The organism is Bradyrhizobium sp. 139 (assembly GCF_023074175.1).
In the GTDB taxonomy this organism is placed as follows: domain Bacteria; phylum Pseudomonadota; class Alphaproteobacteria; order Rhizobiales; family Xanthobacteraceae; genus Bradyrhizobium.
The window spans coordinates 56,682-73,687 of record NZ_JADPKS010000169.1 but is presented as its reverse complement, the minus strand read 5'-3'; the positions used below and the strand labels follow the sequence as shown (position 1 = coordinate 73,687).

12 protein-coding genes are annotated in these 17,006 nt (G+C 65.1%); 5 read left to right on the top strand and 7 right to left on the bottom strand.

The window, feature by feature from the left end:
• Window positions 1-9: 9 nt before the first annotated feature.
• Window positions 10-924, bottom strand: coding sequence for a 2-dehydro-3-deoxygalactonokinase (locus tag IVA80_RS35945; protein WP_247439844.1), 915 nt, complete (start codon window positions 922-924; stop codon window positions 10-12).
• Between the two features lie 238 nt (window positions 925-1,162).
• On the opposite strand from IVA80_RS35945, the gene IVA80_RS35940 reads away from it, so the two are divergent.
• Both IVA80_RS35940 and IVA80_RS35935 read left to right on the top strand, forming a co-directional pair.
• Entirely contained in the window at window positions 1,163-2,260 is a 1,098-nt protein-coding gene (locus IVA80_RS35940) for an LLM class flavin-dependent oxidoreductase (protein ID WP_247439843.1), read from the top strand.
• 57 nt (window positions 2,261-2,317) lie between these two features.
• Window positions 2,318-2,872, top strand: coding sequence for a flavin reductase family protein (locus IVA80_RS35935; protein WP_247439842.1), 555 nt, complete (start codon window positions 2,318-2,320; stop codon window positions 2,870-2,872).
• A 200-nt stretch (window positions 2,873-3,072) separates the two neighbouring features.
• On the opposite strand, the gene IVA80_RS35930 is transcribed toward IVA80_RS35935, so the two are convergent.
• From IVA80_RS35930 to IVA80_RS35920, 3 genes are all read right to left on the bottom strand, one after another.
• Window positions 3,073-4,941, bottom strand: a complete 1,869-nt coding sequence (locus IVA80_RS35930) for a sigma-54-dependent Fis family transcriptional regulator (RefSeq protein WP_247439841.1) — start codon at window positions 4,939-4,941, stop codon at window positions 3,073-3,075.
• A 109-nt stretch (window positions 4,942-5,050) separates the two neighbouring features.
• On the bottom strand, window positions 5,051-8,356 hold the full coding sequence (locus IVA80_RS35925) for a carboxyl transferase domain-containing protein (RefSeq protein ID WP_247439840.1): 3,306 nt from the start codon (window positions 8,354-8,356) through the stop codon (window positions 5,051-5,053).
• A 190-nt stretch (window positions 8,357-8,546) separates the two neighbouring features.
• Window positions 8,547-9,146, bottom strand: coding sequence for a TetR/AcrR family transcriptional regulator (locus tag IVA80_RS35920; protein WP_247439839.1), 600 nt, complete (start codon window positions 9,144-9,146; stop codon window positions 8,547-8,549).
• Between the two features lie 110 nt (window positions 9,147-9,256).
• On the opposite strand from IVA80_RS35920, the gene IVA80_RS35915 reads away from it, so the two are divergent.
• On the top strand, window positions 9,257-9,634 hold the full coding sequence (locus IVA80_RS35915) for a tautomerase family protein (protein ID WP_247439838.1): 378 nt from the start codon (window positions 9,257-9,259) through the stop codon (window positions 9,632-9,634).
• A gap of 10 nt (window positions 9,635-9,644) precedes the next feature.
• Here the strand turns inward: IVA80_RS35915 and IVA80_RS35910 are convergent, their stop codons facing one another.
• The 3 genes from IVA80_RS35910 to IVA80_RS35900 all read right to left on the bottom strand — a co-directional run bounded on the left by IVA80_RS35910 (window position 9,645) and on the right by IVA80_RS35900 (window position 13,438).
• Complete coding sequence (locus IVA80_RS35910) at window positions 9,645-10,571, bottom strand: GTP-binding protein (RefSeq protein WP_247439837.1); 927 nt, start codon at window positions 10,569-10,571, stop codon at window positions 9,645-9,647.
• 3 nt (window positions 10,572-10,574) lie between these two features.
• The gene (locus tag IVA80_RS35905; RefSeq protein WP_247439836.1) at window positions 10,575-12,065 is read right to left on the bottom strand and encodes an amidohydrolase family protein; all 1,491 of its coding nucleotides are present in this window, start codon (window positions 12,063-12,065) and stop codon (window positions 10,575-10,577) included.
• Between the two features lie 164 nt (window positions 12,066-12,229).
• Window positions 12,230-13,438: an alpha/beta fold hydrolase gene (locus tag IVA80_RS35900; RefSeq protein ID WP_247439835.1), complete on the bottom strand. Its 1,209-nt coding sequence runs from the start codon at window positions 13,436-13,438 to the stop codon at window positions 12,230-12,232.
• A 1,062-nt stretch (window positions 13,439-14,500) separates the two neighbouring features.
• Between IVA80_RS35900 and IVA80_RS35895 the strand changes: the two genes are divergently transcribed.
• Both IVA80_RS35895 and IVA80_RS35890 read left to right on the top strand, forming a co-directional pair.
• Window positions 14,501-14,872, top strand: a complete 372-nt coding sequence (locus IVA80_RS35895) for a hypothetical protein (protein WP_247439834.1) — start codon at window positions 14,501-14,503, stop codon at window positions 14,870-14,872.
• A gap of 692 nt (window positions 14,873-15,564) precedes the next feature.
• A complete protein-coding gene (locus tag IVA80_RS35890; protein WP_247439833.1) occupies window positions 15,565-16,989 on the top strand; it encodes a hypothetical protein in 1,425 nt (474 codons plus the stop codon).
• Window positions 16,990-17,006 lie beyond the last annotated feature (17 nt).

Here is a 17,006-nt window from a genome sequence, read left to right as displayed (position 1 = left end):
AGATTCCTCTCATTTTGTCCAGATCGCGGCAGCGGCCATCGAGAGGCCGCGGCGAACGGCTTCCTCCGCATCGATCGGGTTCACGGTGACCGACAGTGCATCGAAGGCGAGCCGGTACAGCATCGCGAGCCGCCCCGAAGCAATCAGGGTGATGCCCGCTTTCGGCACAGTGCCGGAGAGCCCTGCCGCTAGCTCGATCCCGATCAACGTGCCTGACAGCGTCTCGCGCGCGGCGGCCGGCGTGCCGCCGAACAGAAGCTGCCGCGACCTCGCGCCGAACAGGAGATTGGCCGCAAAGGCAGGCGCATCGTACGCGGCTTTCACTGCCGCCTTGAAACTCGCGACATCCTCGGCGTCGTCGGCGCCGGCGACCGCGAGCGACAGGATCGTCTCGCGCGAGACCACGCTGAAGAGCTCGCCGGTCATGAAGGTGGAAAAATGCGCGACCGTGCCATCCTTCACACGCACCCATTTCGAGTGCGTGCCGGGCATGCAGACCAGCGCCTCGACGGCGGCATCCAAGCCGAGTGCGCCAAGCAGCTGGGTTTCCTCGCCGCGCATCACGTCGGGCGCGTTGGTATCGCGCTGCGCGATACCCGGCAAGATGCGGATATCGCGCACTTCGCCCGGCACCCGCGCGGCCTGCTTCAGGATCGCAGAAAGTGGCGCCGGCGTATCAACGTAGCCGGCCTCCACCCAGCCCGTGCGGGCTCCGGCCATGCCGCAAACGAGAACGGGCAGGTGATCCGGTGCCTCCACGGCAGTGAGATGCGATTGCAGCACGGCGGGGAAACCGGTCTTCGCTGCAGCCAGCATGCCCTCGTCGCTACGGCGTTCAGCCAAAATCAGGCCGGCACGGTCGACCAGCCAGAGCCGGAAGCTGCTGGTGCCCCAGTCCACCGCGACATAGGCGGGTTCGGTCATCTCAACGCCTATCCTCGTCTCACCGGCAAGACGCCGTCTCGCGACAATGAGACGAGGCCCCGCAAATCTGCCCCGGGATATCGGCTATTGCCGCCGCAAACCAGCTTTTTCTCGCAGGCCTGAGGCGACGCGGCGCTGGCACAGCACTTGCGAAGCGGTGGCACACCGCTTGCTAAAGCTGCCCTGTTCAAGTCCAGGAACGCGAAACAAGACGCGTCAACATCAGATGAGGAAACCCATGGAGATCGGCTATTTCACGATGCCTTCGCATCCGCCGGAGTGCGGCCTGAAGGAAGGACATGACTGGGACCTGCAGGTCCTGCGCTGGCTCGACGAGCTCGGCTATCAGGAGGCCTGGATCGGCGAGCACCACACCGCGCCCTGGGAACCCAATCCCACGCCGGACCTGCTGATCGCGCAGGCGCTGATGCAGACCAAGCAGATCCGCATCGGACCGGGCGGCTTCCTGCTGCCCTATCACCACCCGGCCGAGCTCGCCAATCGCGTCGCGATGCTGGACCATCTCTCCGAGGGCCGGCTCAATTTCGGCGTCGCCGCCTCGGGCCTGCCGAGCGACTGGGCGATGTTCAACGTCGACGGCATGAGCGGCCAGAACCGCGACATGACCCGCGAAGCGCTGGAGATCATCCTGAAGATGTGGAGCGATCCGGCGCCCTGGACCTACAAGGGCAAGTTCTGGACGGTGACCAAGCCGGACACGATGTTCGATTTCCTCAAGCCCCATATCAAGCCGCTCCAGGCGCCGCATCCGCCGATCGGCGTCGCCGGACTGTCGAAGAACTCGGACACGCTGAAGCTCGCCGGCGAGCGCGGCTTCATTCCGATGAGCCTCAACCTCAATCCGGCTTATGTCGGGAGCCACTGGGACTCGGTGGTAGCAGGCGCCGCGAAGACCGGCCGTAAGCCGAACCGCCAGGACTGGCGGCTGGTGCGCGAGGTGTTCGTCGCGGATACCGACGAGGAGGCGTGGAAGCTTTCAACCGGCGACATGATGGGGCGGATGATGAGCGAGTACTTCCTGCCGCTGCTCGGCCATTTCGGCTTCAAGGACTATCTGAAGCACGCGCCCGATGTGCCCGATAGCGACGTCACGGTCGAATATTGCGCCAAGCGGAACTGGATCGTCGGCTCGCCCGCGACCGTCGCCGAGAAGATCGAGAAGATCTACGACGAGGTCGGCGGCTTCGGCGTGCTCTGCGTGTTCGGCTTCGACTACAAGCACAAGCCGGAGTCCTGGTACCACTCACTCTCGCTGCTTAAGAACGAGGTGATGCCGCGCCTGAAGCATCTCGGCTCCGCGAAGAAGGCGGCTTGACCCGACGCGGGTGCGGCGCGATCGTGCCGCACCCGCATCCATTTCGGAGACTTCGGCGTGAGCGTCGACGCAAAGGATTTCAAGCAGGCGATGCGCCAATGCGCCGGCGCCGTGGCGCTGGTGACGGTCGGCGCCGAGCACGGCACGCGCACCGGGCTGACGGTGACCTCGGCCTGCTCGCTGTCGGACAGTCCGCCGTCGCTGATCGTCTGCGTCAACCGCAACGCCAGCGCACATGCGCGAATCCGCGAGGAGGGCGCCTTCGCGATCAACTTCCTGCACGCCGATCACGCCGTGCTGGCGCTCACCTTCAGCGGCCAGAAGGGTGTCAACGGCGATGATCGCTTTGCCTTCGGGCAGTGGAGGCGTGGGGTGACCGGCGCGCCCGTGCTGACGGACGCGGTGGCCGCGTTCGACTGCGTGCTGGCGCAGGAATTCGAAACCACGACGCATTCGATCTTCGTCGGCGAGGTGCGCGGCGCATCGCATTCCGACGGGACCGCACCGCTCGTGTACCTGCGCAGCAGTTTCCACGTGCCTCACGAAATCCGCGGCACCGTCACAGTCGGCGACCTTGATTCGCGGCATCTGAGCTGGAGCGATTTTTCGTAAGGAGCGGCGGCGTCGGTGCGCTCCCTCGCCCCGCACGCGGGGAGAGGGTTGGGGTGAGGGGGACTCTCCACGAGGGAGGTGACAGTTGGACTCGCGGAGACTCCCCCTCACCCGCCGCGCTTCGCGCGTCGGCCTCTCCCCGCAAGCGGGGCGAGGCGAAACCCGGAGCACGCTCCGCGATTCGTCTCCAGCAGACGATACTACTGCGCCGTCTCGATCTTCAGCTGCTTGATCTTGCGATACAGCGTGGCGCGGCTGAGCTTCAGAGCACGCGCAGCCTCGGTGACGCGGCCGCTGTGCTTGCGTAAGGCCTCGACGATCGTCGCACGCTCCGCGGCAGCGAGGTCCGGCTCCGCCGCCCTTCCGCCGAACGGCGGCAGATCGAGGTCGGCATCGGTGATGACACCATCCTCTGCCGTGCAGCCGGCAAGCCGCAGCACATGGCGGAGCTGGCGCATGTTGCCGGGATACGGATAGGCCGACAGCAGCGTCCAGGCTTCGTCCGACAGGCGGCAGTTCGGCGCCTCCTCGCGCGCGATCTGGCGGATGATATCATCTCTGTCGGCACGCTCGCGCAAGCTTGGCAGCCGCACCTCCATGCCACGCAGGCGGAAATAGAGGTCGGCGCGGAAGGCGCCCTCTTCCGCCATGCGGCCTAGATCGCGATGCGTGGCGCTGATCAGGCGGATGTCGACCGGTACCGGCTTGAGCGCGCCGAGCGGCCAGACCTCGCGGTTTTCGAGCACGCGCAAGAGGCGGGTCTGCAGCGCGATCGGCATGTCGCCGATCTCGTCGAGGAACAGCGTGCCGCCGTCGGCCTGCACGATCAGACCCTTCGAGCCGTCGCGGCGCGCGCCTGTGAAGGCGCCGGCCTCATAGCCGAACAGCTCGGCGTCGATCAGGCTCTCCGGCATCGCCGCACAGTTCAGCGCGACATAGTTGTTGCGGGCGCGGTTGCTCGCCGCATGAATCGCGCGCGCGAACACGTCCTTGCCGACGCCGGTCTCGCCATGCAGCAACACCGGCAGGTTGTGATCGCCGATGCTCCTGAGCCGCTTCACGCTTTTGATCAAGCCGGGATCGCGGCCGGCGAGCCGCTGCAGCGGGTCGAAACGATCGATGGCTGCGTCGCGGCGCGGCGCGGGCGGACGCGCCGATGACCTCGCGCGCAGCGGCGGCGCGACATGACCCTGTCCTAACGCACTGCCATCGGCGCGGCGCAGCTCGACAACCATGTCGGCGCTGCGCGCCGCGTGATGGTCGAACTTGATGTAGCGCGACAGGTCGATGCCGGATGCGATAAGGCCGTCGGTGAGTCCCAGCAGTGCACGCGCGGAACGGCAGGCGCCGACGATGCGGCGGTCGTCGTCATAGGCGAGCAGGCCGCTGCCGCCGTCACCAGGCACTGTGGCGATCCAGGCATTGCGGAAATGGCCACGGAAGATCGCACCCTCCATCCGCCGCGTCGCCTCCATCGTCACCGCGAGCGCGAGTTGATGCGCGGCCCGTTCGAGATCCTCACGGCAGGACGTGATATTAACAGCGCCGGCGAGACGGCCGGCCTGGTCGAACAGCGGCGCCACGGCGCAGGAGAACATGTGCCACTGCTCGCGGAAATGCTCGTCACGATGCACCAGGATCGGTTTCTGCTCGGCAAGCGCGGTGCCGAGCCCGTTGGTGCCTTCGAAGGTCTCCGAAAAATTCGAGCCGGTGTAGATCTTCCAGTCCATGAACATCCGTGCGTCGGACTCACCGGGCAGACGGCTGAACAGCATGGTCGCGTTCGCATCAGCCAGATTGACGCAATAGCCGGCATCGCGCAGCACGCGGGCGAGATCGTCGAGCTCGGGTGTGACGAGCCGGATCATCTCTTCCATCGGCTCGGCGACGTGACGGATTTCGGCTTCGGTGAGCGTCTGCGGCGGCCCCTGACGGGCCGGGTCGAGCTTGTGGCTGATCAGGCAACGCCGCCAGGAATTGGCGATGCGCGAGGAGGCATCGACGTCGGCCACGTGATTGGCGACGGACAAGACACGGGCGACATGGTTCGAGGCCGAAAGGCTGGCCATCGCGGACGTCTCCACCCTGTATTATTGTGCAAAGTCTGGCATCACGGGCGGGGATGTCAATCGGGAACCGGGAACCCAGCGAAGCCCGATCAGAATTGTTGCACCGCCCTCACCACGTATCGATGCACGGCCGCTTCTTCTTCGTTCGCACCGCCGGCTTCGGCACCGACCGCAGGCCCGCCATGATCCAGCGCCGCGTCTCGGCGGGGTCTATGACGTTGTCGATCTCGAACACGGACGCGATCGAGACCGCCTTGCCGTTGGCATAGAGCTCGGCGACCTTGTTGCGATAATAGGTCTCGCGCTCCTGGGGATCGGCGATCGCCTCCATCTCCTTGCGGAAGCCGAGGCGGACGTAACCCTCCAGACCCATGCCACCGAATTCACCGGTCGGCCAGGCCGCGGTGAAGAAGGAGGCGTGGAAGCCGCCGCCGATCATCGACTGCGCCCCGAGCCCATAGCCCTTGCGCAGCACGATGCCGAACAGCGGCACAGTGAGACTCGCGCCTGTCACGAACATGCGCGAGACGTGGCGCACGATCGCCGTCTTCTCCGCTTCCGGCCCGACCATGAAGCCGGGCGTGTCGCAGAGCGAGACGATCGGCAGGTCAAACGCGTCGCAGAGCTGGAGGAAGCGCGCGGCCTTGTCGCCGGCGTCGGCATCGATCGCGCCGCCGAGATGGCGCGGATTGTTGGCGATCAGGCCGAACGGCCTGCCCTCGATGCGGATCAGCGCCGTGATCATACCGACGCCGTAGTCGCGGCGCAGCTCCAGCACGGAGTCCTTGTCGGCGACGAGGTCGATGACGCCGCGGACGTCGTAGACGCGCAGGCGGTTTTCCGGAACTGCACGACGGAGCAGGCGCTGGTCGGCTGCTTCCCATTTCGTGACGGCGCCCTGGAAATAAGACAGGTATTTTTGCGCGACCCGCGTCGCCTCCTCCTCGTCCTCGACGAGGATATCGATCACGCCGTTCGGTGACTGGAACGAGACCGGGCCGACCTCGGCCGGGTGATAGACGCCGAGACCGCCGCCTTCGATCATCGCCGGACCGCCCATGCCGATCGAAGCGTTCTTGGTGGCGATGATGACGTCGCAGCAGCCGAGCATCGCGGCGTTGCCGGCAAAGCAGTAACCGGAGACCACGCCGATAACAGGCACGAGGCCGGAGAGCTTAGCGAACTGCACGAAAGACGGGCCGTCGAGGCCCGTCATGCCGAGCCGGTCGGTGTCGCCGGGCCGGCCACCGCCGCCTTCGGCATAAAACACCAGCGGCACGCGCCAGTCTTCCGCAAGCCCCAGCATGCGATCGATCTTCTTGTGGTTCATGTGACCCTGCGTGCCCGCGAGCACGGTGTAGTCATAGGCCACAACGATGCAGCGGCCGCCCTCGGGACCGAACTTCTCGGCATTGACCGTCGCAACACCCATCACGAGGCCGTCGGCCGGCGTGCTCTTGATGAGATCGTCGAGCTTGCGCCGACGCCGCTGCGCCGCAATCGCAAGGCTGCCATATTCCATGAACGAGCCGTCGTCGACGAGCTGGGCGACGTTCTCGCGCGCGGTGCGCTGGTTGGTGTTACGGCGGCGCTCGACCGATGCCGGACGATTCGCATCGAGCGTATTGGCCTGGCGCGCGATCAGCTCGGCGAGATCGGGACGGATATGGTCGAGATCGATGTCCGCTTCCGCAGCCGACGCGTCGGCGGCGACATCGAGCGGCTCGAGATACATGATGGGCTCGCCATGCATCAGCGTGACGCCATCGCCGGCAACGAGCGTCATGACGCGGCCACCCTGCTCGGCCATGACCAGATGCTCCATCTTCATGGATTCGATCACGGCGAGCTGCTGGCCGGGGCGCACGATCTCGCCCTCCTTCACCTGGATGGCGACGATGGTTCCTTGCAGGGGCGCTCCAACCATCACCGCGCCTTCGGGCACGACTTGCGCGGCGTGCGTCTCGGTGCCGTGACCGCCGCTTCGCTCGGTCGCGGCAAAATAGAGCGGCTTTGCCGCGTCATCGGCCGCCTCGACGAGCTTTGCGATGTTGCGATCGATGAAATCGGTCGCGATGCGGTTGGTCCTGAAATCGGGATGCGCCAGCACGGCCTGGAGGAATGCGATGTTGGTGACGACGCCGTCAATCCTGAACTCGCGTAAGGCGCGCGAGCCTTTTGCGACGACGTCATGCCAGGCTTCACCCGGCGTGTGCACGATGACCTTGGCCAGCAGTGAGTCGAAGGCGGAACTGGTCTTGTAGCCGGCATAGCCAAAACTATCGACCCGGACGCCGGGGCCCGACGGCGGCTCGAACACGGCGAGCACGCCGCCGGTTGGATGGGTCGCGCCTGTTACGTCGAGCGTCTCCATGTTGACGCGGAGCTGCATGGCATAGCCGCGCGGCCTGGGGATGGAGCCCTGCGCAAGACCGAGGGAAGCGAGCGAACTGCCTGCGGCGACCGCGAGCTGGGCGCGGACGATGTCAAGACCGAGCACCTCCTCGGTGACGGTGTGCTCGACCTGGAGCCGCGGATTGGCCTCGATGAAGGCAAAGCTGTCCTCGGCGCTGCCGTCGACCAGGAACTCGAACGTGCCGAGACTGTCGTAAGAAGCGGCTGCGGCGAGCTGCTTCGCAGCTTCGATGATGCGGCCGCGCAGGGACTCGCCGAGCGACGGGCTCGGCGCCACCTCGATCAGCTTCTGGTGCCGGCGCTGAATGGTGCATTCGCGCTCCCAGAGATGGGAGATCGCGCCATGGCGATCGCCGATGATCTGCACCTCGATATGGCGGGCCGGCCGGATCAGGCGCTCGGCATAAACACCGTCGAAGCCGAACGCCGCCATGGCCTCGGACTGGCAGCGCGCATAGGCCTCCACGAGATCGGATGCGTTCTCGACCACGCGCATGCCGCGGCCGCCGCCCCCGGCCATCGCCTTGATCACGATCGCTGCATTGCTACCGAGCGAGGTGAAGAACGCCGTGATCTCCTCCAGCGAGGAGGGCCCGCTGGTGCCGGCGATGATCGGCACGCCGCAACGTCTTGCCAATTGCCGCGCCGCGACCTTGTCGCCGAACAGTTCGAGCGCCGCAGCCTTCGGTCCGACGAAGGCGATGCCTGCATCGGCGCACGCCTTCGCAAACGCAGCGTTCTCGCTGAGGAAGCCGTAGCCGGGATGCACAGCATCGCAGCTGGCGCTCTTCGCCGCCTTCACCACGGCCTCGATGTCGAGATAGGCCCGCGCGCCGCGGCCGGGGATTTCGGTCGCCTCGTCGGCAACGCGCACGTGCAGCGACAGCGCATCGTCAGCGGGATGGATCGCGACCGTCGCGATGCCGGCGTCCGCCGCTGCGCGCGCGATGCGGATGGCGATCTCGCCGCGATTGGCGATCAGAAGCTTCTTGAACGACATGCAGCGTCTCCATGCCCGCGCGCCGAGGCGCGGGTCGGCAGGTTCGATGGTCCTGCTTCGTCACTTTAGCCGAGGTCGTCAAGGGTGGAGGACGCCGGTCGCGATGCCCGCTCCCGCGAGCCGGAATATCAGTTGGTCGCGCGCGCTGCCTTGCGCGGCCTGCTGCATCGCGCTCGCTTTCTGCTGACACCTAGCGGCCCCTTTTGTCGAGCACGAGATCGACGGTGTGGGCGGCGATCTTGCGCAGCTGCGGCTCGTCACCGAAGGCACGCTCGATTACGGCGAGGCCGCGCGTCACGGTGATGATGTGCAGCGCTGCGGCCGCGGGGTTGCCGCTGAATTCGCCGCGCTTTGCGCCCGCCGACAACGCATCCTGAACCAGAGCGGTGATGCGCGAGATGAGGTTCGCGAAGGCCTGGCGCGCGTCCTCATCCAGCCCCTCGCCTTCGGCCGCGCCGAGCTCCATCAATCCGCGCGTGGTCGGGCATCCCCGCGGCGGCGTGCCGGAGCGGAAATTGGTGATGGTCAGGTCGAAGAACGCGATGAGGCGTTTTCGCAATGAGCCCGCACCGAGCGCCTTTTGCAGGGCGACGAGATAGTCGCCCGCATAGCGCTCATAGGCCTGGAGGAACAGCGCCTCCTTGCTGCCGAAGGCATTGTAGAGGCTGCCGCGCTGGACACCGGCGTCGCGCGCGATGTCCGACAGCGAGGTGCCGCGCACGCCCTTGCGCCAGAACTGCTCGAACGCGATGCGCAGAACGTCGTCGTGGTCGAACTCGCGCGGCCTCAAGCTCTGCTCCCGTCAAGAGTATTTGACACGACGTCAAGAACGTGGTTTCTTGACACTGCGTCAAAAACAAATTGGGGCCGATGCGCCCGTTCGTCAATGAGGAATTCGCGATGCCTCTCCTCCACATCTCGATGCGCGCCGGAAAGCCGGAAGCCTACCGGCAGGCGATCCTCGACGGCCTGTACCGCGCCATGCGCGAGGCGCTGAACGTGCCCGAGGGCGACGAGTTCATGACCATCAGCGAACATGCCGCCGCAAACTTCCGCTGCGGCAATGCCTACGGCGTCACGCGCAGCGGCGACGCCGTGCTGATCCAGATCACCGTATTTGCCTCGCGCACTCCTGAGCAGAAGAAGGCCCTGTACCGGCGGATCGCGGACCTGCTCGGCGAAAATCCGGGCATCCGTCCCGAAGACGTGTTCGTCAACGTGCTCGATGCGCCGGCAGAGAACTGGTCCGTCGGCCACGGCGTCGCGCAATTCGCTTGAGGCCCCAGCTTCACCCCGCAACGCACGTCTCCATGATCCCGTCGAGCTCCGCCTTCGAGAGCACCCCGAGCTCGGCGATGAAGACGATCCGCGTCCGCGGCACGCCCGGCGCCGGCGCATCGCCGGGGGCCAGCGTCGCGCGGCCGGCGGCGAATTGAAACACCATCAGGCGGCCGGGCTGCTCGATGGTCTCGAACAGGCCTTTCGCACGCGCCAGTTTTGGCGCCAGCCGGCCGATCGCCTGCTGCAGGCGCGGCAGCGAGATGGGACGCTCCGAGGTCCAGCTCAGTGTCTCGAAGCGCTCCTCTGCCGGCCGTTTCGGTCCCGGATCGCGCGATGCGGGCGCGCGATCCGCAATCGCGGGAAACAGCAGCGCGGCAGGAAGCTCGCCATGCCGCGCATCGACCACCACGGCAGGGACGCGCTGCGCCCGGATGGCCTCGCGCATCCGCGTACCCGCGCCCTCGCCTGCCAAATCCAATTTGCTCAGCGCCACAATATCGGCGACGCGCAATTGCGAGCGCTGTAGCGCGTCGTCCAGGGCAGTCGGCGGCGTCGTCGCGTCCATCACACAGAGCACAGTCTCCAGCGGCGCCTCGCGCAGGATCACGGGGTCCATCAGGTTGCGGACGATGTCGGCGGGATCGGCGACGCCGCTGGTTTCGATGACGATGTACTCCGGCTTCGGATCACGCCGCAGCAGCGTCGAGAGCGTACGCAAGAGATCGCCTTCGAGCGAGCAGCAGATGCAGCCATTGGCGAGACTGACCACGCCGTCGCTGGCGCCCGCGATCAGCTCCGCATCGATGTTGATCGCGCCGAAGTCGTTGACGATTGCGGCGATCCGCCGTCCCTCCGCGTTCGCCAGCAAATGGTTGACGACCGTGGTCTTGCCAGCCCCCAGAAAGCCCGTCACCAGGAGAATGGGGATCGGCATGGATCAGCCCTCAATGACGGGCCGGCGCACGGGACGGCCGGGCCGCGCCGCCACATCCAGCACACCGTCGCTGATCAGTGGCTGGCCGCTGACGATCAGATGCCGCACGCCTTCGGACGGGCGGTTCATCGCGGTGAAAGTCGCGCGATCGCTAAGCTTCTCGTAGTCGAACACGACGATGTCGGCATCGGCGTCCTTCGCAAGCCTGCCCTTGGCGCGCATCGCGGGCGTGCTCTGCGACAGGATTTCCGCGGGAATCAGCGCGCATTTGCGCACGCCTTCGAGCAGCGACACGGTCTTGCGCTCGCGCACCCATTCGCGGATGAATTTCGTGAAGCAGCCCGCCGAGCGCGGATGCGAGGTGGCGTCATCCGGCAGCGGCCAGGCATCACCGGTGTAGGTCTTGCCGTCCGACGTCGTCCACGGCATCGCGTCGGAGGCAATCGCGCCGCCGGGATAGAGCACCGACATGTCGAGGAGGTCGCGATGATGCGCATTGTTCTCGGTGTCGAGGATGTGCCACAGCACCAGCGACGACGGCTCGTCGGCCTGCGCCTTGAGCAGCTCCTCGCGATCGCGGAAGCGATGGCCGTCGGTCACGCGCTGCACCGAATCGTAACCGGTGCCGTTGCGCTCGACGAACTCGGGGTCGCTGAAGAAGGCAGCCGCCAACACGGTCGAGCCGGTGCCGTAGGGATAGGCCTCGACCGTGATGGGCAGGCCCTGGGCCTGCGCCTTCGCGATCAGCACGCGGCAGCGCTCGACGTCGGTCTTGCTCGACGAGTTGAAATGGCAGATATGCATGTGCGCGCCGGTGGCGCCGGCATAGCCGATCAGGCGAATATAGGCTTCCGCCGCGCTCTCGGGGTCGACGCGCGACATGTAGGCGACATGAGTGAAGGTCGGCACGTCCTGCGCAGCCGCGAGCTGACACACCGCGGTCAGCTCCTGCACGCCGGCGCCCGGCGCATAGGCGTTGAGAATGCCGATGCCGATGCCGCCTTCGTTCAGGCCGCGCGAAAGACGCTCGAGAATGCCGGCGACCTCCGCATCGCTCGCGACGTTGTCCATCCAGCGCCGGTCACGCATCGCGTTGCCGAACGCCTCCAGCGAGCTCTCGGCGTTCGAGCCTGTCATCGCGCCGATGCGCGCAAAGGCCCAGTTGGTGGCGGCGCCGTAGTTCAGCACGCGTCCCTTCCTGGCCTGGCGCTCATACCAGGACCCAACCGGCAGCACGCCTGCCTCGAGATCGAGCGTCGTCGTCACACCGTCGAACGCCTGCATGCGGTCGGCCGGGAGCGACTGGCCGTGCGCATGCAGGTCGATGAAGCCGGGCGCGACCACGAGCCCGGCCGCGTCGATCACCTGCTCGGCGCCGCCGAGCGAGGAGCCGACCGCGGCGATCTTGCCATCCACGATTGCCACATCGCCGACGGCGTCCATCCCGCTCGCGGGATCCACCACCCGGCCGCCCGAGATCACCAAACCGCTCATATCGTCACTCCGAAAAGCTGATGCCAAAACCTCCAAAGGCCCGGCAGCAGCTTCGGAGGCGGAGACCGGCCGCACAGGGCCAGCTCCATTCGCATTGAGGCAGATTCCGGGAGCGACGACCACCTCCGCCGATGCCGACGCATCATGCGGAATCGCGCGTGCCGTCAGAGCCCGTCAAACCATGATTTCCACTTCGGCACGGCCGTCGCGAAGGTGCCGCGATGGCTCGTGCTGCCGGTCGAGACGGCATCGACGGCCGGGTTGCTGCTGCCGATCGCGCGCTGATAGGTCATGGCGAGCTGGCCGAGCCCGACACTGATCGCTTCGTCGGTCTCGCCATAATAGTTGCGGACCGGGCTCCTGACGATCCAGCGATACGCCTGTGTCTGCGCGATGAGCCGGCCGTAAGCCGATGCCGCGAAGAACTGCGGATCGAAATAATCGGCACGGATCAACTTGTGCAGATCGGTCGGCACGTCGGCGGGAGTGAAGGGTTCGCGCATGTAGGCCTTGCGCGACACGTCATAATAGGCATCCGCGATCAGCGAGCGCGCGAGCCCGGGCACGCCATAATAGTTCTCGAAGGAGAACGCCGAGAGGATGAACAGCGAATTCACCCAGCTCGCATCGTTCTTGCGCGGGAAACTGAGAAATCCGTTCAGCGCAACGAACACGTCGAGCGGCGCGCTCGCGGTCGCGGCCGCGTCGACCTTGACGCCGGATTGCTCGAGCTTCTCGAGCATCGCCATGGTCACGAACCCGCCTTGCGACCAGCCGGCAAGAAACAGCTTGGGCGTGGCAAGCTTGAGATGATCGAGCACGACGCGGCTTGCCATCAGCATGTCGTAGGTCGCCTGCTGGTGGCTCGCTTTCACCATGTAGCCTTCCGGCTCGGAGGACGTGCCAAGCCCGAAATAGTCGGCGCCAATGACCACATATCCCTGCCCGGCGAACTGCGCGATCATGAGCTGTGTTTCCGGCGACTGATCCGGGAACGAGGGAACCTCTTGCTTTCCGTAAACGGTGCCATGCTGATAGGACACCATCGGAAACGACGTGCCCTCGCCTTCAGGGATGGCAAGAAGTCCGGACGCGACCGTCGGCTTGTTGCCGCGCTCCGGCACGACGGACGAATAGGTCACGCGATAGAGCCGCACAGCATTGCGCGCCGGAGTGTAGGTCGCCGTGATGCCGGCGAAGGCGGGGGTATCGACCTGCAGAATCTTGTTCAGCTGATCGGCATCCCAGCGGGCGATGCGCTGATATTGGATGCTCGGCGACAGTTTGACGAGCCGGTCTTCCTGCGCCTGGGCGGAAAGATTCGGGAACAGCAAAAGCAGAATAACGGCCGAGGAGCGCCAGAATAATTTCATTGCGAAGACCTGTGGAGAGAGGATGAGCCAGACCTAGCGGGTTTCGGTTGAGATTCTGTTTCGCCTTGCCTCAGGCCAGTCGGGAACCCGCCAGACCAGCGTGCAGTGCAATTGACGCAGCCTGATCGCAGATACGCGATCGCAGCCTCGCGGCATGTTTTGCCCGAGCTATGCTTCTCGCTTCACCCCTCTCCGAAGAAAGGGCGCAGGGAAGACCGGGCGCCGACTGGCACCCACAAAGCCCCTATGCGAAAATGCTGCACACGCAATGCACAGGGGAGACACAGGGCAGCCGAGACCAGGCCTTCCCTGCGCGATGGTTTGACGGCCTATGCCGCGCTCTCCCCGGAGACGAATTCTTTCTTGCCTCCGTCACCTCCACGAAATGCACGGCACCGCGCCGGTTGACGCGATGACGCCTTCGCAAAAGCTTGACCGTAGCAACGACGGCCAGGACCACACGGTTTCGCCGTACGCGAGCTTCCGGCTTCGCCAAGCGGCTTCGCCGGACATGGTCCCGCTCCGCCTAAGGGTTCCGCCAGTTTGAGCGCCGTCCGTCGATAGCGGTTCGTGACATGCTCACGAGGTTCATCTCGCCCTGCACGCACAATCGCGCCTTTAACGCCGCCCGCGTCCACCGCACTCCAGCCCGCGTTCGTGACGACGTACGACCGCCCCTTTGCTGGGCTAGGATGGCACACACATACGACAAACCCGAATTTCGGTAAAGCGGAATATTTTGAGAGAAGGAGGTTGACTGCGGTATGGACTGTTTTGCCCGACGGGCAACGGGCTGCGCCGGTTCCCATCTCTTGCAGCATTTACTTATTTGCTGTGTTTTGCAGCATCAATAGAGACTGCCATGGCCAAGGTTTCGACCAGCGATCTTTGCCGCAACTCGGGAGATATCACCGCCGAGGCCTTGCGCAGGCCGTGACGATCACACAGCGAAACAAGCCTCGCCCGGCGATGCAGTCGCGAGTACATGGCGATCAAACATTATGCCAGTGAAGTTCGAGGACATCATCGAAAGCCTTCGAGTTCGCCAACACCGGCGGAAACTTGGGAGAATTTCGCGCCTTCGTCTGCAAGCGGACCGGGACAATTCACTATCAAACCGATTTCCCTGACGCCGCGGAGTTGTACGACGACCTGCCGGAGGACATTGAGGACGAGGAGAAGTACGTCGCCCTGCCGGACAAGCGCGAACTCGGCCTGGGCAAGTCGCTCGTCCTCGATTTCGCCGGCGAGTTTCTGGCGGACGATTTCGACGACGTCCGCTATTTCTTCAACAAACGAGGGGCCTATCCGAAGTTCAAGACCCTGCTCGCCCGACGCGGCGCGACCGATCGCTGGCGTGCCTTCGAGAATGAGGCGACGGAGCGGGCATCGCGCCATTGGTGTACGCACAATGCGATCGAAATCGTCGGCTGAGCCGGCTCTGCCGTATGAGAGCGACGCGGCTGCCCACGCCGCAAAGAAGGTCACAGGCCGGGCAACAGCGGTAATTTTCGCTCAGCGATGACCCGGACCGGCGGAAAGACCACGCAATCGACGACGTCGACAGCACTTCAATCTTGCCGCCGAATGAACGCGCGAAAGCAATGGCCTCGTCACGCCGCTCGTCGGCGAGCAGCGGCTTCCCGTCCGCGACGGCGCTCAGCATCGCGTCCCATGCAGCTTTCTCGTCGACCGCTGGAGAATCGTAGATGGCAAATGTAAAATGCGGCCGATAGCCGAGCGCACGCATCGACGGCTCGACTTCGAGCGCAGCGACCTGGTCCCACAGCCGCTCGATCTCGTCCGCCGAACGATTGTCGGCCCGGATGTTGATCGCCAATGCCACAGGCTCACTCCTTCGGAGAGAACAACCAAATCCAGCTTCGAGAGATGGCGTGCCACGCGCAGCAAGCCTGCGAGGCTGCTACGGTACAGAAGGTGCCACCCAATCTCCAGCATACTCGCCGCCCCACTTCGCCGGCCTCATTGGCCAGACGAGTGCGGGTAACCCGCGAAGAACCTTGTGAATTCTCGTGGCAGGTGCGGTTCCCGGTCGAACTGGCCGCCTATGCTTGATAGACTTGTCGCGGGTCACGACGAATGACCTTTATGACGTGAGTGGGACGATGGCCGGCAAACACATACTCGATGGGCTGATCAAATGGTCGATGCGCGGTGTCTGGGCCGAACGCTTCGAAGAGATCCTGGCAGACCATGTATTGCCCGCCTGCGACGAGACCGGCCTCGAAATGGAGGATATCGTGTCGGTCGTCGGCGAGGACCTGTTCATGAGCACGGTCTGGCCCTGCGCGTTCGAGGACTTCCTGACCCGCGAATTCGACGACGGCGAGAACGCGATCGACGATTATGTGAAACGGCGCGGCTGGAAGGAGACTGCGTCCCTCCGCACCTACATGGCGGCGCTACGGCATTCGACGATGCGCCTCTACGAGGTGAGCGACGTCGTTCCCGGAACGTCGTTTCGCGCCCGAGATCTCATGCGAGACGGCGAACCGGTCCTGATCAGCGAACGGAGCGCAACCCGCAGCCTCAAGCCGTGGGACCGGATCGCCGCACGCGTCGTGCAGGTGGGCACCACAATGCAGATCGGCGGCGGCATGCTGGTATTCGCCCCCGCGACAGCCGACGACCTTCTCGAAGCCTGGCGTGCATTCGCAGAGCTCGGCGAGGATGAAAGACGGCAGATTGCGAAAGAAGCGCTGAAAGAGACCTTTGGAGAAGACGTCGAGGACGAGGAGATTGCCGCCCTCTCTCCCACCGAGATGGCGCGCGCAAGCGGCTCGATGTTCACCACCTTTTGGCTGATCGACGTGATCGAGCGGATTCGCGCGCCGGAAATTCCCGAACTGCGCAACACGGAAGGAGACGAACTGGTCCTGTGCGTGGCGCACTACCCCTACGCGACCGGCGCGACGAGCAAGGAGATCCGCGCCGTCTTGCTGGCTCATGATGAATTTCGCGCCACCGGTAAGACCACCTGGAGCTGGATCGCCAGCGAACAACCGGCCGCGCCGAGTGCCGGCGAGCAGCCGGGGCGCACGTTGAAATTCGAGACCTGGCGCGACGACGGCACGCTCGTGCTCGGCGATTTGAAGCTGGAGAAGAAGGCGGTGGTCCTCAGCGTGAACTCCCGTGAGCGCTGCGACCGCGGCTGCGCCCTGCTATCGCGGCTACTCGGCTCGCGCGTCGGCAACCCCTCGATCGAGACGGAAACTGTCGAGCACATGATGGCCACGTGCCATGCCGCCGAGGTCCGGGAAGTCGATCTCTCCGAGGAGGAACAAACTGCGCTGATCCATGATCAAATGGATCGGCACTACCGCAGCGTGCTCGATGAACCGGTCGGCACGCTCGGCGGCCTGACGCCCCGTGCCGCAGTCAAGACGGACAACGGACGACGGCAGGTCGTCGAATGGCTCAAAATGATGGAGAACATGACGGCCAAATCCGGTGATCACAACCGCGCAATGGCCAGTTACAGCTTCGGTTGGCTGTGGAAGGAACTGGGCCTTGATGGAATGAGACGGTAAACGAGACGGCCGCATGG